This is a genomic window from Enterobacter sp. ku-bf2 (assembly GCF_001742765.1).
Classification (GTDB): Bacteria; Pseudomonadota; Gammaproteobacteria; order Enterobacterales; family Enterobacteriaceae; genus Enterobacter; species Enterobacter quasiroggenkampii.
Genome location: NZ_MDVW01000001.1, coordinates 853,134 through 875,831, shown reverse-complemented (window position 1 = coordinate 875,831; position 22,698 = coordinate 853,134). Strand labels below are relative to the sequence as shown.

General features: G+C 57.9%; 22 protein-coding genes. 14 read left to right on the top strand and 8 right to left on the bottom strand.

Going from position 1 to position 22,698, the window contains the following annotated elements:
- Window positions 1–2 precede the first annotated feature (2 nt).
- The gene (gene uspF / locus BFG58_RS04150; RefSeq protein ID WP_069719314.1) at window positions 3–437 is read right to left on the bottom strand and encodes a universal stress protein UspF; all 435 of its coding nucleotides are present in this window, start codon (window positions 435–437) and stop codon (window positions 3–5) included.
- A gap of 125 nt (window positions 438–562) precedes the next feature.
- Entirely contained in the window at window positions 563–853 is a 291-nt protein-coding gene (locus BFG58_RS04145; protein ID WP_032674687.1) for a DUF1330 domain-containing protein, read from the bottom strand.
- A gap of 68 nt (window positions 854–921) precedes the next feature.
- Here BFG58_RS04145 and BFG58_RS04140 point away from each other — a divergent pair, with 68 nt between their 5' ends.
- Window positions 922–1,377: a MarR family winged helix-turn-helix transcriptional regulator gene (locus tag BFG58_RS04140; RefSeq protein ID WP_254665188.1), complete on the top strand. Its 456-nt coding sequence runs from the start codon at window positions 922–924 to the stop codon at window positions 1,375–1,377.
- Between the two features lie 71 nt (window positions 1,378–1,448).
- Here BFG58_RS04140 and BFG58_RS04135 read toward each other — a convergent pair whose 3' ends face one another.
- Window positions 1,449–2,141 carry an MgtC family protein gene (locus BFG58_RS04135; protein ID WP_111966757.1) on the bottom strand — a complete coding sequence of 231 codons (693 nt, stop codon included), beginning with the start codon at window positions 2,139–2,141 and terminating at the stop codon, window positions 1,449–1,451.
- A 435-nt stretch (window positions 2,142–2,576) separates the two neighbouring features.
- Here BFG58_RS04135 and BFG58_RS04130 point away from each other — a divergent pair, with 435 nt between their 5' ends.
- Window positions 2,577–3,782, top strand: coding sequence for an MFS transporter (locus tag BFG58_RS04130; RefSeq protein WP_069719313.1), 1,206 nt, complete (start codon window positions 2,577–2,579; stop codon window positions 3,780–3,782).
- 18 nt (window positions 3,783–3,800) lie between these two features.
- Here BFG58_RS04130 and BFG58_RS04125 read toward each other — a convergent pair whose 3' ends face one another.
- Window positions 3,801–4,790 carry a 2-hydroxyacid dehydrogenase gene (locus BFG58_RS04125; RefSeq protein ID WP_028013015.1) on the bottom strand — a complete coding sequence of 330 codons (990 nt, stop codon included), beginning with the start codon at window positions 4,788–4,790 and terminating at the stop codon, window positions 3,801–3,803.
- Between the two features lie 326 nt (window positions 4,791–5,116).
- Here BFG58_RS04125 and BFG58_RS04120 point away from each other — a divergent pair, with 326 nt between their 5' ends.
- From BFG58_RS04120 to BFG58_RS04105, 4 genes are all read left to right on the top strand, one after another.
- Complete coding sequence (locus tag BFG58_RS04120) at window positions 5,117–5,440, top strand: hypothetical protein (protein ID WP_069719312.1); 324 nt, start codon at window positions 5,117–5,119, stop codon at window positions 5,438–5,440.
- Window positions 5,441–5,655: 215 nt separating this feature from the next.
- Window positions 5,656–8,295, top strand: a complete 2,640-nt coding sequence (locus BFG58_RS04115; protein ID WP_048030653.1) for a YdbH family protein — start codon at window positions 5,656–5,658, stop codon at window positions 8,293–8,295.
- Window positions 8,292–8,483: a YnbE family lipoprotein gene (locus BFG58_RS04110; RefSeq protein ID WP_008502388.1), complete on the top strand. Its 192-nt coding sequence runs from the start codon at window positions 8,292–8,294 to the stop codon at window positions 8,481–8,483. Before BFG58_RS04115 ends, BFG58_RS04110 begins: the two co-directional genes overlap by 4 nt.
- A 7-nt stretch (window positions 8,484–8,490) precedes the next feature.
- Window positions 8,491–8,808 (top strand): YdbL family protein, encoded by a 318-nt coding sequence (locus tag BFG58_RS04105; RefSeq protein WP_008502387.1) that lies wholly within the window; start codon window positions 8,491–8,493, stop codon window positions 8,806–8,808.
- Here BFG58_RS04105 and feaR read toward each other — a convergent pair whose 3' ends face one another.
- Window positions 8,809–9,717 (bottom strand): transcriptional regulator FeaR, encoded by a 909-nt coding sequence (feaR, locus tag BFG58_RS04100; protein WP_045910621.1) that lies wholly within the window; start codon window positions 9,715–9,717, stop codon window positions 8,809–8,811.
- Window positions 9,718–9,958: 241 nt separating this feature from the next.
- On the opposite strand from feaR, the gene BFG58_RS04095 reads away from it, so the two are divergent.
- Window positions 9,959–11,458, top strand: a complete 1,500-nt coding sequence (locus tag BFG58_RS04095; RefSeq protein WP_048030651.1) for an aldehyde dehydrogenase family protein — start codon at window positions 9,959–9,961, stop codon at window positions 11,456–11,458.
- An 88-nt stretch (window positions 11,459–11,546) separates the two neighbouring features.
- Here the strand turns inward: BFG58_RS04095 and BFG58_RS04090 are convergent, their stop codons facing one another.
- From BFG58_RS04090 to paaZ, 3 genes are all read right to left on the bottom strand, one after another.
- The gene (locus BFG58_RS04090; RefSeq protein WP_045910425.1) at window positions 11,547–12,653 is read right to left on the bottom strand and encodes a GGDEF domain-containing protein; all 1,107 of its coding nucleotides are present in this window, start codon (window positions 12,651–12,653) and stop codon (window positions 11,547–11,549) included.
- Between the two features lie 118 nt (window positions 12,654–12,771).
- Window positions 12,772–15,045: a primary-amine oxidase gene (tynA, locus tag BFG58_RS04085; protein WP_045910426.1), complete on the bottom strand. Its 2,274-nt coding sequence runs from the start codon at window positions 15,043–15,045 to the stop codon at window positions 12,772–12,774.
- Window positions 15,046–15,250: 205 nt separating this feature from the next.
- A complete protein-coding gene (gene paaZ / locus BFG58_RS04080) occupies window positions 15,251–17,290 on the bottom strand; it encodes a phenylacetic acid degradation bifunctional protein PaaZ (protein ID WP_069719311.1) in 2,040 nt (679 codons plus the stop codon).
- Between the two features lie 284 nt (window positions 17,291–17,574).
- On the opposite strand from paaZ, the gene paaA reads away from it, so the two are divergent.
- Genes paaA through paaG form a run of 7 tightly spaced genes read left to right on the top strand, consistent with a single transcriptional unit; the run spans window position 17,575 to window position 22,697 of the window.
- A complete protein-coding gene (gene paaA, locus BFG58_RS04075) occupies window positions 17,575–18,504 on the top strand; it encodes a 1,2-phenylacetyl-CoA epoxidase subunit PaaA (protein WP_048222992.1) in 930 nt (309 codons plus the stop codon).
- Between the two features lie 11 nt (window positions 18,505–18,515).
- Entirely contained in the window at window positions 18,516–18,803 is a 288-nt protein-coding gene (paaB, locus tag BFG58_RS04070; RefSeq protein WP_008502380.1) for a 1,2-phenylacetyl-CoA epoxidase subunit PaaB, read from the top strand.
- 8 nt (window positions 18,804–18,811) lie between these two features.
- On the top strand, window positions 18,812–19,558 hold the full coding sequence (gene paaC / locus BFG58_RS04065) for a 1,2-phenylacetyl-CoA epoxidase subunit PaaC (RefSeq protein WP_069719310.1): 747 nt from the start codon (window positions 18,812–18,814) through the stop codon (window positions 19,556–19,558).
- 11 nt (window positions 19,559–19,569) lie between these two features.
- A complete protein-coding gene (paaD, locus tag BFG58_RS04060) occupies window positions 19,570–20,067 on the top strand; it encodes a 1,2-phenylacetyl-CoA epoxidase subunit PaaD (RefSeq protein WP_069719309.1) in 498 nt (165 codons plus the stop codon).
- 7 nt (window positions 20,068–20,074) lie between these two features.
- A complete protein-coding gene (paaE, locus tag BFG58_RS04055; protein WP_069719308.1) occupies window positions 20,075–21,145 on the top strand; it encodes a 1,2-phenylacetyl-CoA epoxidase subunit PaaE in 1,071 nt (356 codons plus the stop codon).
- Window positions 21,142–21,909: a 2,3-dehydroadipyl-CoA hydratase PaaF gene (gene paaF / locus BFG58_RS04050; protein WP_069719307.1), complete on the top strand. Its 768-nt coding sequence runs from the start codon at window positions 21,142–21,144 to the stop codon at window positions 21,907–21,909. Before paaE ends, paaF begins: the two co-directional genes overlap by 4 nt.
- Window positions 21,909–22,697, top strand: a complete 789-nt coding sequence (paaG, locus tag BFG58_RS04045) for a 2-(1,2-epoxy-1,2-dihydrophenyl)acetyl-CoA isomerase PaaG (protein ID WP_139125291.1) — start codon at window positions 21,909–21,911, stop codon at window positions 22,695–22,697. Before paaF ends, paaG begins: the two co-directional genes overlap by 1 nt.
- The last annotated feature ends 1 nt before the right edge of the window (window position 22,698 follow it).

Below are 22,698 nucleotides of genomic sequence, written 5' to 3'. Positions count from 1 at the left end.
TTTTATCTTACCACCAGCACAGGGCATTTCGCATGCCGAACCACTGCCGCAGCGTTTGAGCCCAACAGATAGGTTGAAATGTCCGGCTTATGGGAGGCGATAATGATCAGGTCGGCGCCGATCGTATCTGCGAGCTTAAGGATCTGATCCTTCGGAGACCCCGTCACGGCATGCGTCTGTATCTTGTCTGCAGGAATTTTGAATTGCTTAACTATTTCATCCAGTTTTACCAAGGCCGCGTGCTGGAATTCTTTCATCTTCGGCATTTCTACGGGGTAGGCCAAACCTAATGATGAATAATAGGGAAGCGAAGGAATAACGGTAAGAAAGTGGACTTTGGCCGTGTTAAGTGCGGTATGTGCCTGAACGAAAGGGATAACCATGTGCGTCAGGCTATCCTCGGAGATATCAATGGGAACCAAAATTGAATTGTACATGTGTCCCTCCTGAGTATTTTTTGCACAACTCAGGGTAAACCGTTATTTCCAGCAAAACAGAGAGCAGGTTGTCATAACGGGGACAAATTTCGGTTCTGTGATTTAGGTACAGTTGAACCTGCCTGTCATTCCGTCGTGACAATGAACATTCTTGCTTCCTGGGCGAGCTGGCGTTCAGCCTTAATTGGCGCATATTTTTCGGAATGATAGAAGGCAAGGGCCTGATCTAACGTCGGGAATTCAAAAATGCCCGCATAGGGTAACGGCTCTTCATCACCTTCCAGTACCTGTGCGACAGCACCAAAATGAACAATTTTACCGCCTGCTTCCTCTAATGCTGACGTGAAGCGGGGGGCAAGGCTGGCCTGTCTGGCTGGGTCAATAACGCGTAAGTTGATATGAACAAAGGCTGGCATAACCGTTCCTCAAACATGCTTAATAGTGTATATACACTATTAACTTTAGCATTGAATGTCGAGATGAAATGATGAGCAACATTGATGTGACGTTGTTGAAGGCCATTCCGGAAGTCTGCCCGGCGTTTCAGGCGCGCGCTACTGCTCGGGCTATTACGCGCTATTACAACGCCTGCTTCAGACCGTTTGAACTGACCGCTGAGCAGTTCAGTCTGATAGTTGGCATCGGGGGTTCTCCTAATGAAACCGTTGCGGAACTCGCCGCCAGAGCAGGGGTGGATGCGACAACACTGAGTCGTAATATCCGTAGTCTGGAGTCCCGAGGCATTATTGGCTCTACTGGAGGGCGTGGACGTTCAGGAAAACGACTCATGTTGACGGGGGAAGGCTGGCGTCTGCTTGAACAGGTCATTCCGGTATGGCAATCCGCTAAGCAGGAATTGTCCCAACTTGTGGGCAGCGAGCAGCTTAGCCTCACGACGAAAATGATGAAAAGTCTTGCCAGAATCAGCGCTTCTCTATGACTCTCTCCGTGTCACTGCCCATTTCTGCAAAACAGCCAAGCCCCAACTGGGCGCAATGCCCGGTATCGTATTCATATTGCGTGACAGCTTACGGATGCCATAATTTTATTCCCGCCAATATTACCCATAATTAGCTCGAGTAATTTCCGGTATTCCTCACGGGTCATCACCTCGGCCCGTATTTCGGTTTTACCTTCTGCTTGCGCCGTATCGCAATAAATGGCTTTCAGGCTTAACGTCAACTCTTTCGCCATGTTGACAATATTCTGCCGCACCGCATCTTCATGCTCGTCATTACAGGTGATTTTCAGGACATAGCATTTTTCGCCTTCATGGAGCGCGGGCAGTTGATTAATCCGCTGCGCAGCTTCGCGAAGCAGAATGTTGGCGCACAGAATAATCACGCTGGCCATACCGGCATTCCAGAATTGACCTAATCCGCATAGTACGCCAATTCCGGCCGAACACCACAGCGTCGCGGCGGTATTAAGACCCCGGATATTCATTCCCTCACGCATAATAACGCCTGCGCCAAGAAAACCTATGCCGGAGACGATCTGCGCTGCGATGCGCCCCGGGCTATCGGGTGAGGTCGAGAGGGAACTTAAAATAAACACGGCCGCGCCCGTCGCAACCAGTGCATTGGTACGAAGCCCCGCCATACGCTGGCGCCATTGTCTTTCCGCGCCAATAATTGCGCCCAGCAGCATCGCTGCGAGCAGATGAGAGATATAAGGGAACATCAGCCTGTCGCCTGTTAACATGATTAAACGATAAGCGTCAGCGCTTCACAAAGCACAGTATGACGCCGTTAAAACGCAAAGCATGTCAGCGCGAGGGCGGTGGAAAGAGTGAATGATGAAACATGAACATCGCGATGCCCCAAAAATTTGGTCGTTCTTAATGTATTGGGATGCAATCACGTCAAGAGGATTGCTGCCCACCCTTAAGGTAAGCAGCGAGAAAATCGCGTCAGCTTACCTTCGTATCGACGATAAAATAACTTTCCAACGAAGGACTCCTGTGAAAATTTATTGCCAGTATAGTCAGGGCCGATTATGAGTAAAGCGAAAAAACAACGTCCGTTATGAATTGTTTAAGTTCGGAAGGCATGTTTTTTAAGACGTCATCTGATTTTCAAAAATACCCGGTATACTACATTTTCTTTTTCTCAGGCGATAACAGGCAAGGCAGGAAGTATGTCTCTTCGTTCGCTGCGGGCGCTATGCCTGACAAGTTTTTTCATTGCAGATGTCCGCGATGGCCTGGGGCCTTTTCTCGGTATTTTTCTGGCCGAACGCCACTGGACCCCTGATGATATCGGCATCCTGATGACGGCCGGCGGGCTGGCGGGGTTACTGGCCACGCTGCCGGCGGGGTTCATCACCGACACCTCCCGCAACAAGCGTGCTGTACTCGCGCTGCTGTGCATTCTGATCACACTAAGCACGCTTCTGCTCTGGTTTAGCCAGCAGAGCGGCGTTGTCGCCGTGTCGCAAATCGTCACCGGTATCTGTGCGGCATTTGTCGGGCCGTTGATCGCCGGGATTACGCTGGGGTTGACCGGGCAGAGCGGCTTCAGCGCGCAGATGGGCAGAAACGAGGCGTTCAATCACGGCGGAAATTTTGTCACCGCGCTGATTGCGGGCGGCATTGCGTGGTTCTGGGGCGTGGGCGGGATTTTCCTGCTGATGACCAGCACCACGCTGCTAACGCTGTGTGCGCTGCTTGCCATTCGCAACAGCGATATCGATAACGACGCGGCGCGCGGGCTGTCCTCTTCAGCGAGCCTGCCGGTCCCCGGTTTTGCCGTGCTGATGAAAAACCGGGCGCTGTTTGTGACCGGACTGACGCTGCTGCTGTTCCACCTGGCGAACGCCGCGCTGCTGCCGATGCTGAGCATGAGGGTTGCTGCGGCACCTGCCGCGATCAACCCCGGTTTGTATGCGGCCGGTACCGTCATCATCTCTCAGGCCGTGATGATCCCCGTCGCCATCTGGGCCTCACGCCGGATCGAACACTATGGCTACTGGCGCTTGATTATGCTGGCGCTGCTGGTTATGCCGCTGCGCGCGGCTCTGGCGGCATCCACGGACGCGCCGTTAATGATGATCCCGGTACAAATTCTCGATGGCCTGGCCGCCGGGATCCTGGGAGTCGTCGTACCGTCGTTTATTGTGGTGCTGCTGCGTGGAAGCGGGCACGTCAATGCCGGGCAGAGTGTGGTGATGTTGATGCAGGGAGTAGGGGCATCCATGAGCCCGGCGTTAACCGGGACGATCGCCGGTCATTACTCGTTTGCGACGGCATTCAGTGTCCTGAGCGCCATTGCCCTGGCCGCCGTTCTGCTCTGGTGGCGCGTTGCGCACCGGAGCTGGGAAACAAACGCGCCGGATGAGGCTTAACCCCACCCGGCGTAGCACTTAAGCCAGCTCGTTAGGGCACGGTTCACCCTTTTCTAACTGCTGAAGGTTGCCCAGCGTGGTTTCCGAAATACTGATCAGCGCTTCGGCAGTCAGAAACGCCTGATGTCCGGTAAACAGCACGTTATGGCAGGCAGAGAGGCGACGGAACACGTCGTCCTGGATGACATCATTAGACTTGTCTTCAAAGAACAGGTCGCGTTCGTTCTCATAGACGTCCATCCCCAGCGCGCCAATTTTCTGGGTCTTCAGCGCTTCGATAGCGGCCTGGGAGTCAACCAGTCCGCCGCGGCTGGTGTTGATGATCATCACGCCATCCTTCATCTGGTCAAATGCCGCCTGGTTAAGCAGGTGGTAGTTTTCCGGCGTCAGCGGGCAGTGGAGGGAGATTACGTCGGACTGAGAGAACAGCGTCGGCAGGTCGACGTACTCCACGCCCAGATCCAGCGCTGCGGCGCTTGGGTACGGATCGAATGCCAGCAGACGCATGCCGAAGCCTTTCAGGATGCGCAGGGCAGCCACGCCAATTTTACCGGTGCCGATCACGCCCGCGGTTTTGCCGTACATGGTAAAGCCGGTCAGCCCTTCCAGCGAGAAGTTGGCGTCACGGGTGCGCTGATAAGCGCGGTGAATACGACGGTTGAGCGACATCATCATGCCAATCGCATGTTCCGCCACCGCTTCCGGGGAGTACGCCGGGACGCGCACCACCTTCAGACCCAGCTCTTTTGCCGCGTCGAGATCCACGTTGTTAAAGCCCGCGCAGCGCAGGGCGATGTACTTCACCCCCTGTTTTTTCAACTCTTCCAGCACCGGACGGCTGCCGTCATCGTTTACGAAAATGCAGACGCCTTCACAGCCGTGCGCCGTTTTAGCGGTTTTTTCGGACAGCAGAAAGTCGAAAAATTCAAGCTCAAACCCATAGGCCTCGTTAACATGTTGCAGATACTTTTTGTCGTACTGCTTTGTGCTGTATACCGCGAGTTTCATAAGACTTTCTCCAGTGATTTTGCATTCACGTTAGCATGATTAAAATTATCTTACAATTTCTAAAATATTATTGAATTCAATAAGTTCTATCAATTATTCTAGAGCATATGTCCACCCTAACTCCATGATATTCTTGCTACGAGGAATCTTTGGCGTGAATCTGGTCAGGGCGTGTAGAGAAAAATACAGTGGGTTGAGGATGCGAAAAAAGCCTGTCTGAATTACGTTAAAGAATGGCAAGAGGGTGTGAAAACTGCAATCCTTCTGGATGTGATGGGACGATATCAGGAACCGGGTGAGTTTCTGATAAAGAGGGAGAATGATGCATGTCGCAACAACTGGGGTTGTCCTTATCTCCGCCAATGCTGCCCGCTTTGTACTATTTCATTGTATCTATAGTAGTTTTTTTCTTGTTATATATTGGGAAACAGAAGATTAACCGGCTACGAAAATACCCACTGTTCATTGGCTATACGCTGTTTGTGATAGCCATTGCAGCCATCCAGATTAACGTTTTTGCCAACGGCTATGAGTTTGTTCGCGGTTTTTTACATATCGATTTTGATCCCTGGCGGTACGACTCGGTGTACTGGGGGTCATTGATATTCGCAATGCTTTACCTGCTGGCAATGCCCAGGAACAGGTATTAATTACGCAGTTATTCCGGCTTCTTCGCCTGAAATTATGCGTAACCCACTGAATCTAAATTGTGTTCTTCAGGTTACGCATAGCAAAAAAGTTACCTCATACTATTTACAGCATCTATCCTTAATCTTGGCGTTAACTTCAACTCAACCGCTAAACATGCGACAATGATCGGCACTGCCGGCTTAATTCTTTCGCTAAATCAGGATATTAACTGCCCATGAAGGGTAAATACAAAGCCGCTCTTGCGCTATTACTGCTGTTCATACTGTTGCCGCTGACGCTGCTGATGACGCTCGCCCAGTGGGTGCCGACGCTCGCTGGGATCTGGCTTCCCGTCGGGACGCGCATCGCTTTCGAAGAGAGCCCGAAACTGACTCGCCACGCGCTGGTGATCCCCGACCTTCGCTATCTGGTGGAAGACTGCGAAATTGCCCGCATCGATAACGTGACGCTGTCACATCCCAGCCGCTGGAAGCTGGATATCGGCGCGCTGGATCTTAACTCCGTCTGCCTGAGCAAAATTCCCCAGTCAGCGCCTTCAACGGTCGCCCCGAAAACGCTGGCGGAATGGCAGGCGGTATTGCCCAATACCTGGCTTACGGTTCACCGCCTGACGCTGTCCCCCTGGCAGCAGTGGCAGGGTGAGCTTCACGCGTCCCTGACCCCGTCCAGCCAGGAGATCGCCTATAAAGGCGAGCAGGTCAGCATTAAAGGCACGCTTCGCGGTCAGACGCTATCGGTCAGCCAGTTCGATGTTCAGCTCCCTGACCAGCCGCAGCCTGTTAAGCTGGTGGGCGAGTTTACCCTGCCGCTGGTGCCGGACGGCGTGCCGGTGAAAGGCCACGCGGTGGCGACCTTTAACGTGCCACAGTTAACGTCTCTGGTCGATGCCGATCTCGACTGGGAAGACAATCAGGGACAGCTGGTGGTGATGGCGAGAGACAACCCCGATCCGCTTCTCGACCTGCCGTGGCAGATCACGGCGGAACAGCTCAACATCAGCGACGGACGCTGGAACTGGGATCTCTCGGGTATGCCGCTGAGCGGGCGGGTGTCCCTTCGCGCCGACAACTGGCAGCAGGGGCTGGAGAAAGCCACGCTGACCGGACGACTGAACGTGTTGACGCAAGGCGATGCGGGGAAAGGCAACGCGGTACTGAATATCGGGCCCGGCAGGCTCAGCATGGAAAACAGCGACATGCCGCTGCATCTGAGCGGCGAGGCGAAGCAAAACGATCTCATTCTTTATGCCAAATTACCCGCAACACTGACCGGCAGCCTGTATGAACCGCAGCTGGCCTTTGAGCCGGGCGCGCTGCTCCGCTCGCGCGGACGCATCATTAACTCACTCGATATCGATGAAATCCGCTGGCCACTGGCGGGCGTCAAGCTCACCCAGAAGGGCGTGGACGGTCGTTTACAGGCGATTTTACGCGCCCATGAAAACGAGATGGGCGATTTTGAACTCCACCTGGACGGTCAGGCCAACGACTTTTTACCTGATAACGGCCTGTGGCAGTGGCGGTACTGGGGGAAAGGCGGCTTTACGCCGATGCATGCCCGCTGGGATGTCGCCGGGAAAGGCGAGTGGCGCGACAACCTTATTGAGCTGACGGCGCTCTCCACCGGTTTTGACAAGCTTCAGTACGGCACGATGGAGGTCAGCAAGCCGCGTCTGGTGCTGGATCAGCCTGTACGCTGGTTGCGCGATGCCGAAAAACCGGCCTTCAGCGGTGCGCTGTCGCTGAATGCCGGGCAAACGCGCTTCTCCGGCGGCAGCGTGTTGCCGCCATCGGTCCTGACCTTCAGCGTCGATGGCACCGACCCGACAATTTTTCAGTTTAAGGGCGACCTCCATGCGGACAACATCGGCCCGGTACAGGTCAACGGAAGGTGGGATGGCGTGCGCCTTCGCGGGCAGGCCTGGTGGCCGAAACAGTCCCTCACCGTATTCCAGCCGCTTATCCCGCCGGACTGGAAAATGACGCTGCGCGGCGGTGAGCTTTATGCGCAGGTCGCCTTCTCGGCGGCGGCCGATCAGGGCTTTGAAGCGGGTGGGCACGGGGTACTGAAATCCGGCAGCGCCTGGATGCCGGACAACCAGATTAACGGCGTCGACTTTGTGCTGCCGTTCCGCTTCAGCGAGGGAACCTGGTCTCTGGGCACGCGCGGACCGGTCACGTTGCGCATTGGCGAAGTGGTAAACCTGGTGACCGCGCGCAACATTACCGCGGATTTACAGGGCGATTATCCCTGGACGGAGGACAATCCGCTGCTGCTCACCAACGTGAAGGTGGAAACCCTCGGCGGGAAGATCACCATGCAGCAGCTGCGGATGCCGCAGCACGATCCGGCCCTGCTGCGGGTAGACAATATCTCATCGAGCGAGCTGATTAGCGCCGTCAATCCAAAACAGTTTGCCATGTCGGGTCCCGTCAGCGGGGCGCTGCCGTTCTGGCTGGACAACGAAAAATGGATCATTAAGGATGGCTGGCTGACTAACCCGGGCCCAATGACGCTGCGCATCGACAAAGATACGGCCGACGCCATCGTCAAAGACAATATGGTCGCGGGCGCCGCGATTAACTGGCTCCGCTACATGGAAATTTCGCGTTCGTGGACGAGAATCAATTTAGATAACCTGGGTGAATTAACCATGCAGGCGACCATCAAGGGGACCAGCCGGGTCGATGGCAAGAGCAGCTCCGTTAACCTGAACTATACCCATGACGAGAATGTCTTTACCCTCTGGCGCAGCCTGCGTTTTGGAGACAATCTGCAAACCTGGTTTGAGCAACACGCGGCGATACCCGGTCTCCGCAGTTCGACTGGCAAGGAAAGTGAGGAACAACAATGAAAAAGATGGCTGGTGCGCTCACCGTTGCCGTTGCCGCGCTACTGTCCGGCTGTACGCCGCGCATTGAAGTCGCTGCACCAAAGGAGCCGATTACCATCAATATGAATGTCAAAATCGAACATGAGATCCACATTAAGGTCGATAAAGACGTTGAAACTTTGCTGAAATCGCGCAGCGATCTGTTCTGAGGACGCCATGAAACGAGTAGCTCTGATTTTACTGGCGCTGGGGATGAACGTGCAGGCGGCTACGCTGACCCTAAATGACGCCCGGGCGCAGGGGCGCGTGGGAGAAACCCTCAGCGGTTATCTCGCCCCGATTCAACAGGACGCCGAAACGCTGGCGCTGGTTAATCGCATCAACGCGGCACGTACGGAAAGCTACCAGAAGCTGGCTGACAGCAATAATTTGCCGGTCGATGAAGTGGCCAAAATGGCAGGGCAGAAACTGGTTGCCCGCGCGCAGCCGGGCGAGTACGTGAAGGGCATTAACGGAAAGTGGCTCAAAAAATAGCTAGCGGTAGCGCTTGCGGTATTCACCCGGCGAAACGCCAAAGCGCTGCTTAAACGCCGTTGAAAAATGGCTATGGTCGGTGAACCCCCAGCTGTAGCCAATCCCCGCCAGCTTTTCGTCATCACCGGCAGCACGCAGCACCTCAGCGCAGCGATCCAGGCGGCGGTTTTTAATGTACTGCGCCACCACCAGACCCTTCTCGGCAAACATGCGGTAAAGGCTGCGCACGGACATACCGCTCTCGGCGGCAATCCATTCCGGGCGCAGCGATTCAGACTGAATGTGGTCGTCAATCAGCGCCACCACATGCTGGAACTGGCGTTCCTTACGCGGCTGAATGATTTCGCGCTGCTGGAAAGCGGGGCGCAGCAGGCAGATCATCGCTTCGAGCGCCGCTTCGCTCTCCCGGTCACTCAGGCTGGTATTGCTCATACTCTCCATCAACAGGCGATGGCTCAGCTGTACCGTGGGCAGCGTGCGGGAAAGGGCGGTGGCGCAGCTTATCTCCTGAAAGCGGCACTGCTGCTCAATAATCTGACGGGGAACCAGGAGCGAAATCTGGCGGGATTTTTCCTGCCAGTTGATCGAGCAGGGGCGTGAGGCATCAATCAGCGTAATATCACCGGTTCTGAGTACCGCGCGGCGGTCATCCTGCTCAATTTCCGCACTCCCTTCGAGCTGGAACACGGTATAGAACCAGGCATCGTTACTCTGTTTGATCTCCTGACGGGAGCGGAACAGGTTGACGCCGCCGGCGGTGACGGTGCTGAGCTTCAGGCTGCGCGCATAGCTGGTCTCCAGCTCGCCGTAGAATTTTCCCTCGGTGGGCTGCGCGTTAAAACGCCCGCAAACCTGATTAATTTGCGCCAGCCACTGCTGATACTGTTCCTGCTCGCTTGCACACGCCATCGTTTCTCTCACTGCACCGTCAACGTTTTCGCATTGTTGCATTTGTGTTGCATTTTGTCAGAGCTATGAGGCTGACTATAGGAAAGAACACTCACGGGTAACAGCGATATAAGCGGCAATTATCGTGATTTGCGGAGCCTGTCACAGGTGGCAAAGCGAATGTCACAGAGACAAAAGCGAGAATGCAAAACCCCACTTAGACTGGATGAACACCCTGCGAAGAATAACGAAGGAGTATCCTATGTCTGAATCACTGGTAGCTATTCAGCCTGCCGTGCAGCAATTTTTAGACCGACAGCATGGCCTGTGGATTGAAGGGCGTCAGGCCGCATCGGACAGTGAAAAGCGGCTTAATGTCTACAATCCGGCCACGGGCGAGGTGATTTCCTCAACTGCCGATGCCAGCGTCGACGACGTTGATCGTGCCGTCATGTCCGGCTGGCGCGCCTTTGTGGCCCGTACCTGGGCCGGAAAACTCCCGGCGGAGCGCGAGCGGATCCTGCTCCATTTCGCCGATCTGGTGGAACAGCACAGCGAGGAGCTGGCCCAGCTTGAAACGCTGGAGCAGGGCAAATCCATCAACATCTCCCGTATGTTTGAAGTCAGCTGCACCCTGAACTGGATGCGCTATACCGCCGGGCTGACCACCAAAATTACGGGTAAGACCCTCGACCTCTCCATTCCGTTACCGCAGGGCGCCCGCTATCAGGCCTGGACGCGTAAAGAGCCGGTTGGCGTGGTGGCCGGGATTGTGCCCTGGAACTTCCCGCTGATGATCGGGATGTGGAAAGTGATGCCAGCGCTGGCCGCGGGCTGCTCTATTGTCATCAAGCCGTCAGAAACCACGCCGCTGACCATGCTGCGCGTGGCGGAACTGGCCAGTGAAGCGGGCATCCCGGACGGGGTGTTCAACGTGGTGACCGGCAGCGGCGCGGTGTGTGGCGCAGCGCTGACCTCGCATCCGCATATTGCAAAGGTGAGCTTCACTGGCTCAACGGCGACGGGTAAGCAAATCGCCCGCGCGGCGGCGGACACGCTCACCGGCGTGACCCTGGAGCTTGGCGGGAAAAACCCGGCAATTGTGCTCAAGGATGCGGACCCGGCGTGGGTAATCGAAGGCCTGATGACCGGCAGCTTCCTGAACCAGGGGCAGGTGTGCGCGGCGAGCTCGCGTATTTATATTGAAGCGCCGCTGTTCGACACGCTGGTCAGCGGGTTTGAACAGGCGGTGAAATCCCTCAGCGTCGGGCCGGGCATGTCGCCAGAGGCGTTTATCAACCCGCTGGTGTCGCGTGCGCACTGTGACAAGGTGCAGACCTTCCTCGATGAGGCGAAGTCGCGCAACGCGGAGCTGATTGTCGGTAACCGTGGGCCGGAAGGCAAAGGCTATTACGTTTCGCCTACGCTGGTGGTGAACCCGGATGCCTCGCTGCGCCTGACCCGGGAAGAGGTGTTTGGCCCGGTGGTCAACGTGGTGCGCGTCGCCGACGGGGAAGAGGCGCTTCAGCTGGCAAACGACAGCGACTATGGCCTGACGGCGAGCGTCTGGACGCAGAATATCAGCAAGGCGCTGGAATATACCGACCGGCTGCAGGCGGGCACCGTCTGGGTGAACAGCCATACGCTGATCGACGCCAACCTGCCGTTCGGCGGCATGAAGCAGTCCGGGACAGGGCGCGACTTTGGTCCGGACTGGCTGGACGGCTGGTGTGAAACCAAGTCGGTTTGCGTACGGTATTAAAAAGCAAGCCGGGTGGCGGCTACGCCTTACCCGGCCTACAACGACTCGAACCGTAGGCCGGGTAAGCGCAGCGTCACCCGGCTTTTATTTAGAGCGACCACCGATCCCGTCCGGCCTCTTTCGCACGATAAAGCGCCGCATCGGCGCGAGCGATGATCTCGGTGCCGGCCAGCCCCTCCGCCATGCTCGCAATCCCCATGCTTACGGTGACATGGTCGCTGACCGTGGAGGCGTCGTGCGGTATGGCTTCCGTACGCAGGCCGTCCTGAATACGCAGGGCAACCTTTTCCGCGATGTTTGCCGGGCAATTGAAGAGGATGACCACGAACTCCTCGCCGCCGTAGCGTGACACCACATCATCAGGTGTGCGCACCGACTGCTTCAGCACGCGCGCCACGCGGGTCAGACAGTCGTCGCCTGCCTGGTGCCCATAGGTATCGTTGTAGCGCTTGAAGTAGTCGATATCCAGCATGATCACCGAGAAGGTTTTTTTCTGCTCAACCGCATTCTCCAGCACCACCTCCATTTTCCGGCGATTGGCGGTCTTGGTTAACGGGTCCTGGTGCGCCAGCGCGTCCAGCCGTGATATCAGCAGCTGATTTTGCTGGTTACGTCGCCAGGCTTCGTCAAACCAGCTCAGCAGAATGAAACGCCCGCAGACCAGGATCAGCGTAAACACGCTCCAGATGATGATGAAGTGCAGGTTTAGGCCATCATTGCGTACCCAGCTTGCGACCGGCAGGGTGATCCAGAGCGGGAGCACGAAGGCGAGCAGCCCCTCAGGGTAAAAATAGAGCGCCGTTAACCCGGCGAGTAACAGAATGACGCACAGCGGCCAGACGTGGGGCAGCAGCAATTGCGTGATGAACCAGAAACAGGAGACCGACCAGATGGCGCTACAGATAAACAACACCACGCTGATTCCGGCGATACGCCGCCAGGCCATCAGGATCAGCGCAGCAGAGAGAATAATAATGCCGAGCATGGAGGCATCGACCATTCTCGTCAGCTGCGGCGAGTGGGGATAAAGGGGATCGCTGGCCTTAAGCAGGATGTGTCGCAGCAGGATCATCACCGCGAAACTGACGTTGACGAAGGCGAGCCACGGCAGGTTCATCGCCAGCCCATGCATGACCATGGCATGGCGTGTGGACCAGGTTGCCCGTTCCAGCGTCGGTTGTTTTCTTTTTTCCATAAAGGCCTTTCCCGTCCGGGGGATAAATCATGCAGGTGAGATATCAGTAACTATAAGCAAGCAAGGGCGATCCTCAAACTTCAGGGCAAAAAAAACCGGGCAACTGCCCGGTGGATGGTTATTTTTCGTCTTTTTTCTTTCCGAGCGTTGGCGTCTCGTCGAAGAAGTTCCACGGTTTAAGGAGGGTATGCACCCATTCCGTTGGCATAATTGGCCACTCTTCCGCACGCGCCACGTGGGTGGTGCCGGTGGTCATCCAGACCACGTCATCCTGATCGTTGAGCGACTCGTTATCCTTGCTGTACTGCCCCAGGCCGGTGTCGTGCACGGAGCGGTTAGGGAATTTTCCTTCCGGGTAGAGCTCATCAGGGTGGTAGCGGGTCACCCACAGCTGTTTGTCCATAAAGCTCAGGCGATGGTAAATCCACTCGTCCGGGGCAAATTTCGCGCCGGTTGCCACCGGGTGCGTGCCGCCCGCGTAAGGGATGATCTGGTACGAAACCGGGTTGCCCATGCGGTTCTCTTTACGGGTGTTGCTCAGCAGGCGAATCGTGCCCGGGTCGAACTTCTGCGCTGCTTGCTGCTCGGTATCAATATCGTACTGATTGATCTGCATGGTGCTGGTGCGCGGGCCACCGGCGGTATTCGGCTTCACTTCCGGATCCATGGCCACCAGCTTGTTGTTGATACCATCCACGTCCATATCAAGACGGAAGTTGTAGATGTGCTGGTGCGTGGTGCCCACGATGTTGTGGTCGATCAGCGTACCGTATTTTGTATCGTCTTTGGCAGTGGCATCGTGCATGGTTTTCGCCTGCACGCCTTTCACCGCTTCGATACCCGTCGCACCGGCGTCAATGCCGATGGTGCCATTTTCATGGAACACCCAGTCGAAGATGTAATCGTAATTGCCCACGGTACTCACCCAGCGCACCACCAGTTCGCGGCGTTCGGTGCTGACGTTAGGCTGGCCCATCTCCTGATGCTTATATTCCGGGCCTGCGTAGCGTTCGAAAATCGCAATCGCACGCGGGATCTCCATCGGCGCGCCGGTGTAGTCCGGGATGGTTTCATTGAGCATCACCGCGTTGGACGGCACGTCTTTACCGCGCACCAGCGGCGAGGTCAGGGTGCCCATGCCGTAGTCGCCGGAATCAAGATAGGCCTTAAAGTACCAGCCCACGTCCGGATCGCCGTAAGGAACGATCATGCCGCCGAGCGACCCCTGATACATAATCTGGCGTTTTTTGCCGTTGTCGTTATAGGTGACGGTTGAAATCATCGGGCCGACGCGGGAGTCCAGGCTCAGGTGGAAGTCCCAGTTCTGCCAGTGCACCATATCGCCGGTAATGGTGTAGTTCTTGCCTTCCGGCTCAATGATGTCGAGCGGTTTTTTCGGCGTCTCTATACGGTCGCGGCCATCGTAGGGGCGCGGCGTCATCGGAACCGGAACAACGGCACCTTCCTCAATCTTCTGGATTTTCTTCTGCTCAAGATCGACCACGGCCACCAGGTTTTCAATCGGGTGCGCCCAGTAGTTGCCGTCGCCGACATCCAGATAGCTCACCACTTTCAGCAGGCGATCTTCCTGCTTCAGGCCATCTTTACCGTCGAAATAGCCGACGGTCAGCGGCGTGGTAATCACTTTTTTCGGGTCGGTGATGCCGTGTTTTTTAAGCACCTCGGCAAACTCCGTGCTGTCGTTGATGATCTGCTGTACCGCAGTGAAATCATCCAGCAGCACCATGCCGTGCGCATCTTTCACCGGCTCCCAGCGCAGGATTTTTTTATCCTTCAGATCCACCAGGCTTTCGATAACGTGCTTCCCATCGAGCATCACAATCTTTGCCTGACGCGGGGCATCCACCGCCGTACCGTTAAGCACAAAGTCCCACACTTTGGCTTTCTCTGGCTCAGCAAGGGCAATCTGGGTAAAGCGGGTATTCGGTTTAAAATCCGCTGAGGCTTTGACAATCTCAACGGCTTGCTTAATTTCGTCCGCCGTCAGCGCGTTTAGCGGGTGAGGGCGTTTTTCAACCTGGAAAGTCTGGTCAAGACCGGACTGGAAAACATCGTTGATGAAGCTGTCAGAGATAAAGGCTTTTTTGCCTTTCATCACCACCGGCACCTCGAGCTTGAGGGTTTTCCCGTTGACGATGGCGGTTTTCGCGCCCGGTTTGACCTTCACAAAGGCGCCGTCTTTCGCAATGGTGAACATCTGTGCGTAATCATCCCACTGAACGTCGGCGCCAAAGTCCTGCAGCGTTTTGTCCATCGGGACCATATGCGCCTCACTACCGTGGGCGAAAACAGGGGATTGCCAGGCGCAACACAGCGCAACGGCCATAGCCAGCGCCGTTCTACGGGCAGAAAAAGAAGAATTGCTTCCCATCGTAGACCTCATCTTGTTGTGTTTATTGTGTTGTGACAGCCTTATCCTGACAGGCGCCTGAGAAAAGCGTTTGCCTGCATCTGCCAGATTATTTGCCAGTCTTGCCAGGTTAAAAAAAGAGCGGGGCAATGTCACACCCCGGGTGGTCGTCGTAGGCCGGGTAAGCATCGCGCCACCCGGCAGGAAAGGCGGTGAAGGGAAGGTGTCAGAAATCCCCCTGCTGGCGCGCCACCAGCGTCAGGATGGAGTAGAGCGCCACGGCCTGCTGGTGCTGGTTGAAGATCTCAACCGCCCATTCCACCACGCCGGTTGGTTTTTCCTCGGCGGTACGCTGTTTCTTCAGCGTTTTACGCTTGCAGGTCAGACGCACCTGAATGGTATCGCCCGGTTTAACCGGCTCGATAAAGCGCAGGTTTTCCATGCCGTAGTTGGCGATCACCGGCCCGACGCCCGCATCAACAAACAGCCCTGCTGCGGCAGAAATCAGGAAGTAGCCGTGCACTACGCGCTCGCCAAAGATCGACTCTGCCGCGCCGATCTTGTCCATATGGGCGTAGAAGTGGTCGCCGCTCAGGCAGGCAAAGTTCACGATGTCCGCTTCCGTCAGGGTGCGGCGCGGCGTCAGCAGGCTGTCGCCCGGCTGGAGCTCCTCAAAGTATTTGCGGAACGGATGCACACGATCTTCCTGCACCGCTGCGCCACGCACCCACTGTTTGCCAATAGCCGCCAGCATCGTCGGGCTGCCCTGAATGGCGGTGCGCTGCAGGTAGTGCTTCACCGCGCGCAGGCCGCCCAGCTCTTCGCCGCCGCCCGCGCGGCCCGGGCCGCCGTGCACCAGCTGTGGCAGCGGGGAACCGTGGCCGGTGGACTCTTTCGAGGCTTCCTCGTTGAGGATCTGAATACGCCCGTGGGCGCGCGCCGCACCGGTAATAAACTGGCGGGCAATGTCCAGGTCTGCGGTGACCAGCGTACCCGCCAGGCTGCCGCCGCCCGCGCGGGCAAGCTGCATTGCGTGGCGCGCGTTGCGATACGGCATCAGTGTCGCAACCGGGCCAAAAGCTTCGGTTGAGTGCACTGCCGGAGTTTCATCCGGCTGCGGGCAGAACAGCAGGGTCGGCGGGTAGAACGCGCCAGCGGCCTGCAAATCCGCTTTGCCACCCAGGCGGACCTGGCAGCCTGCGGTGATCAGTTGCTCCACTTTCTCCTGCACGTCCGCACGCTGTTCGGCGTTGACCAGCGCCCCCATCTTTACCCCTTCCTGCGCCGGATCGCCCACCACCACCTTTTCCAGCCGGGCAACCAGCGCCTGGCTCACGGCGTCAATCTGGCTCTGCGGGACGATAATGCGGCGAATGGCCGTACATTTCTGCCCGGCTTTGGCGGTCATCTCGCGCACCACTTCCCGAATGAACAGGGCAAATTCCGGCTGCTCCGGCGTGACGTCTTCCCCCAGCACGCAGCAGTTAAGGGAGTCGGCTTCCATCGTGAACGGAATGGCATTCGCCACAATATTCGGGTGCACGCGCAGGCTTTGCCCGGTGCTGGCGGAGCCGGTAAAGGTCACCACGTCCTGACTGTCGAGCTGGTCGAGCAGATCCCCCGCGCCGCCGCAGATCAGGCTGATGGCGCCGTCCGGCACCAGCCCGCTGTCGACGATGGATTTCACCATCGCCTGCGTCACCTGTGCGGTGGCGGTGGCGGGTTTGATGATGGCGGGCATGCCGGCAAGCCAGGTCGGGGCCAGTTTTTCCAGCATTCCCCAGCAGGGGAAGTTAAAGGCGTTGATGTGCACCGCCACCCCGGATTTGGAGGTCAGGACGTGACGCGCGGCAAAGCCGCCTTCTTTTGACAGCGGGATCAGCTCGTCTTCCGGCCACACGGTGTCATCCGGCAGCTCGCGGCTGCCCAGGCTTGCGTAAGTGAAGAGGGTGCCGATCCCACCTTCGATATCGACCCAGCTGTCTGATTTTGTCGCCCCGGTCTGGGCGGATAAGGCATAAAACGTCTCTTTCTCGCTAAGCAGGTGCTTTGCCACCGCCTTCAGCATGGCCGCGCGTTCGATAAAGGTCATCTCGTGAAGCGCTTCGCCGCCGCGCTCAATCGCATAGCGACGGGCGGCCGCCATGTCCAGCCCTTCGCTGGTCACGCTCCACAGCGCTTCGCCACTGATGGCGTGATGAATAGTGCGTTCGCGGCCCAGGCCAGACTGCCAGGTACCGGATAAGAAGCTGGCTAACTGCTGCATCGCTTATCTCCAAATGTTACGTAATTTACCCATTAATAGTTTGATCATGAATCATAAAAATCAAGCTGAGTTTTAATGAATTGTTAACATTGTGATCCGCTCTGATGAAACACGGCGCGCCAGGACGCTCTTCAGCGCGCCTGCAGTAAAAGCCTTGCGAGCAATGTCACATAATCAGGAAACAATTCTTGGGGTTATATTTAACCTTTGTGTAACTTTTAAAAAACAAAGTGATTCAACATTACGCTTTAATTTGCAAACTAACGAATCATAAAGGTGATGACGTGACGCAAGAACAACGGTTTGAGCAGCGCATAGCGCAGGAGACGGCGATTGAGCCTCAGGACTGGATGCCTGACGCCTACCGTAAGACGTTGATCCGCCAGATTGGCCAGCATGCGCACTCCGAAATTGTCGGCATGCTGCCGGAAGGGAACTGGATCACTCGCGCCCCGACGCTGCGCCGAAAAGCGATCCTGCTGGCGAAGGTGCAGGACGAAGCCGGACACGGGCTTTACCTCTACAGCGCGGCGGAAACGCTGGGCTGCGCACGGGAAGACATCTACCAGAAGATGCTCGACGGCAAGATGAAATACTCCTCCATCTTCAACTATCCGACCCTGAGCTGGGCCGATATCGGCGTGATCGGCTGGCTGGTGGACGGCGCGGCCATCGTCAATCAGGTGGCGCTGTGCCGAACCTCCTACGGTCCGTATGCCCGCGCGATGGTGAAAATCTGTAAAGAAGAGAGCTTCCATCAGCGTCAGGGCTTTGAAGCCTGCATGGCGCTGGCGCAGGGCAGTGAAGCCCAGCGCCAGATGCTGCAGGATGCCATCAACCGCTTCTGGTGGCCGGCGCTGATGATGTTCGGGCCGAACGACGACAATTCGCCGAACAGCGCCCGCAGCCTGGCGTGGAAAATCAAACGCTTCGGCAACGACGAGCTGCGCCAGCGCTTTGTCGACAACACGGTGCCGCAGGTAGAGATGCTGGGCATGACGGTGCCCGATCCCGACCTGCGTTTTGATGAAGAGAGCGGTCATTATCGCTTCGGCGAGATCGACTGGCAGGAGTTTGACGAGGTCATTAACGGGCGCGGCATCTGCAACCACGAACGCCTGGCCGCCAAACGTAAAGCCTGGGAAGAGGGGGCGTGGGTGCGGGAAGCCGCACTGGCGCACGCGGAAAAACAACACGCCCGCAAAGTGGCTTAAGAGGAATCACGATGAGCAATGTCTACTGGCCGCTGTACGAAGTGTTCGTACGCAGCAAACAAGGGTTATCCCACCGTCACGTGGGCAGTCTGCATGCCGCCGACGATCGCATGGCGCTGGAAAATGCGCGTGATGCCTACACCCGCCGCAGCGAAGGCTGTTCTATCTGGGTGGTTAAGGCGAGCGAGATTGTCGCCTCCCAGCCGGAAGAGCGCGGCGAGTTCTTCGATCCGGCGGAAAGCAAGGTTTACCGCCATCCGACGTTCTACACCATCCCTGACGGCATCGAGCACATGTGAGGCAAAGAATGAATTCAGTGACTGCCTATGCCCTGCGTCTGGGCGACAACGGTCTGGTGCTTTCTCAGCGTCTCGGCGCCTGGTGCGGCCACGCACCGGAGCTGGAGATCGATCTCGCGCTCGCCAATATCGGCCTCGACCTGCTGGGACAGGCGCGTAATTTCCTGACCTATGCCGCGGAGCGGGAAGGCCAGGGCGATGAAGACACGCTGGCGTTTGGCCGCGATGAGCGCCAGTTCAGCAATGTCCTGCTGGTGGAGCAGCCGAACGGCAGCTTCGCCGACACGATTGCCCGCCAGTACCTGATGGATGCCTGGAACGTGGCGCTGTATGAACGCCTGACCCAAAGCCGCGACGGCCAGCTTGCCGCCATTGCCGCCAAAGCGATTAAAGAGGCGCGCTACCACCTGCGCTTCAGCCGCGGCTGGCTGGTGCGTCTGGGCGACGGGACCGAAACGTCCGCGCAAAAAATGCAGCAGGCCATCGACAACCTGTGGCGTTTTACGGCCGAGTTGTTTGAAGCCGACGAGGTCGAGCGGGAGCTGATTGAGTCCGGCGTGGCGGTTGACCCGCGCCTCCTGCTTCAGCCGTGGGAAAGCGAAGTGTATGCCGGTCTGAATGAAGCCTGCCTGCAGGTGCCCGCAGAGGTGGCGTACCGCACCGGGGGCAAGCAGGGGCTGCATACCGAACATCTGGGCCCGATGCTGGCGGAAATGCAGTATCTCCAGCGCGCGTATCCCGGTCAGCAGTGGTAAAGGAGAACGCTATGCAACGCCTCGTCGACATCGCGCCCGCGCAAATCCCGCAGATCTGGGCGCTGCTCAGCCAGATCCCGGACCCGGAAGTGCCGGTGTTAACCATCACCGATTTAGGCATGGTGCGCAGCGTGAAGGCGCAGGGGGAAGGCTGGGTCATTGGCTTTACGCCGACCTACTCGGGCTGTCCGGCGACGGAACACCTGTTGGGGGCGATCCGCGAGGCGATGACTACGCACGGCTTTACTCCGGTGCACATTGTGCTCCAGCTTGAACCCGCCTGGACCACCGACTGGATGACCCCCGACGCGCGTGAGCGCCTGCGGGCGTACGGCATCAGTCCGCCGGTGGGGCATAGCTGTCACGCGCACGCGCCGGTGGAGGTGAGCTGTCCGCGCTGCGCCAGCACCGACACTTCGCTTATCAGTGAATTTGGTTCGACGGCCTGCAAAGCGCTCTACCGCTGCAATACCTGCCGTGAGCCCTTCGACTATTTCAAATGTATTTGAGGCTGCCATGACAACGTTTCATTCATTAACAGTGGCAAAAGTGGAACCCGAAACCCGCGACGCGGTGACCATTACCTTTGCGGTGCCGCAGGCGCTGCAGGAGGCCTACCGCTTTCGTCCCGGCCAGCACCTGACGTTAAAAACGACGCTTGGCGGAGACGAGCTGCGCCGCTGCTACTCCATCTGCCGGAGTACCGCCCCGGGCGAAATCAGCGTGGCGGTCAAAGCCATCGACGGCGGGCGCTTCTCCCGCTATGCCCGGGATGAGATCAAAGCGGGCATGGCGCTGGAGGTGATGGTTCCTCAGGGGCAGTTTGGCTACCAGCCACAGGCCGAACGCGAAGGCCACTACCTGGCGATTGCGGCAGGCTCCGGGATCACCCCGATGCTGGCGATTATCTCCGCGACGCTTGCGACCGAACCGAACAGTCATTTCACCCTGATCTACGGCAACCGCAGCAGCCAGAGCATGATGTTCCGCCAGGCGCTGGCGGACCTGAAGGACAAATACCCGCAGCGGCTGCAGCTAATCTCCATCTTCAGCCAGGAGCGGCTGGACAGCGATCTGCTCTATGGCCGCATCGACGGGGAAAAACTGCAGGCGCTGGCGAAAACCCTGATTAATTTCCGCCAGTATGACGAGGCCTTTATCTGCGGCCCGTCGGCGATGATGGACGACGCGGAAGCCACGCTGAAGGCGCTGGGGATGTCGGACAAATCCATTCACCTTGAGCGCTTTAACACCTCCGGAATCACCGTTAAGCGCGCGGTGCACGTGCAGGCGGGCGGACAGAAAGTGACCGTTCGCCAGGACGGGCGAGACCGTGAAATCACCCTGACGGCGGACGACGAAAGCATTCTTGATGCCGCCCTGCGTCAGGGGGCAGATCTGCCGTATGCCTGCAAGGGCGGCGTCTGCGCCACCTGCAAATGCAAAGTGCTGCGTGGGAAGGTGGACATGGCGACCAACTACAGCCTGGAGCCGGACGAGCTGGCCGCCGGGTATGTGCTGAGCTGCCAGTCGTTACCGTTAACCGCCGACGTGGTCGTCGACTTCGACGCGAAGGGGATGGCATGAGCGAGCTGACTGTTACCCGTCATGGCCGCGTGCTGCAGCTGACGCTAAACCGTCCGGCGGCGCGCAACGCCCTCAACAACGTGCTGTTAACCCAGCTTGCGGAACAGCTTGAGGCCGCCGCTGTGGATGCCGACATCGTCGTCTGCGTGATTTACGGCAGCGAGCGCTGCTTTGCCGCCGGGGCCGATCTCAATGAGATGGCGGAGAAAGACCTGCCCGCCACTCTGAACGATATTCGCCCGCAGCTGTGGGCGCGTATCAACACTTTTCCTAAACCGCTGATCGCCGCCGTGAACGGCTTCGCGCTGGGCGCGGGCTGCGAGCTGGCGCTGCTGTGCGACGTGGTGATTGCCGGTGACAACGCCCGTTTCGGCCTGCCGGAAATCACGCTCGGCATCATGCCCGGCGCGGGCGGCACCCAGCGTCTTATCCGCAGCGTCGGGAAATCGCTCGCCAGCAAAATGGTGCTGACCGGCGAGAGCATTTCCGCCGAGCAGGCGCTGAACGCCGGGCTGGTGAGCGATGTTTTCCCGGCAGCGCTGACGCTGGAGTATGCCCTGAAGCAGGCGGCCCTGATGGCGCGCCACTCGCCGCTGGCGCTGCAGGCGGCGAAGCAGGCGCTGCGCCAGTCACAGGAGGTGCCGCTCCAGGCCGGTCTGGCCCAGGAGCGCCAGCTGTTTACGCTGCTTTCCGCCACCGATGACCGCCGGGAAGGCATCGACGCCTTCTTACAAAAACGCACCCCCGACTTTAAAGGACGCTAATTGTGGAATTTATTCTCAGTCATGTAGAACAGGGCGTGATGACCATTACGCTGAACCGTCCGGAGCGTCTGAACAGCTTTAACGACGTGATGCACCAGCAACTGGCCGAGTGCCTGAAACAGGCCGAGCGCGACGACACCGTTCGCTGTCTACTGCTCACCGGCGCAGGACGTGGTTTCTGTGCCGGTCAGGACCTGAACGACCGCAACGTCGACCCCAACGGCCCGGCGCCGGATCTGGGCATGTCCGTTGAAACCTTCTACAACCCGCTGGTGCGCCGCCTGGCAAAGCTGCCGAAGCCGGTCATCTGTGCCGTTAATGGCGTGGCGGCGGGCGCGGGCGCCACGCTGGCGCTCGGGTGCGACATGGTGATTGCCGCCCGTTCGGCCAACTTCGTGATGGCATTCAGCAAGCTTGGCCTGGTGCCAGACTGCGGCGGCACCTGGCTGCTGCCGCGCGTGGCCGGACGCGCCCGCGCCATGGGGCTGGCTTTGCTCGGTGACAAACTCAGCGCTGAACAGGCGCAGGCGTGGGGCATGATCTGGCAGGTGGTCGATGACGAGCAGCTCTCCACCACGGCACAGCAGATGGCCCTGCATTTTGCGTCTCAGCCGACCTTCGGCCTGGGGCTGATCAAGCAGGCGATCAACGCCGCGGAAACTAATACTCTGGACGCTCAGCTCGATCTCGAGCGCGACTATCAGCGCCTGGCCGGGCGCAGCGACGACTACCGCGAGGGCGTCAGCGCCTTCCTCGCGAAGCGCACGCCGAACTTTACGGGGAAATAAG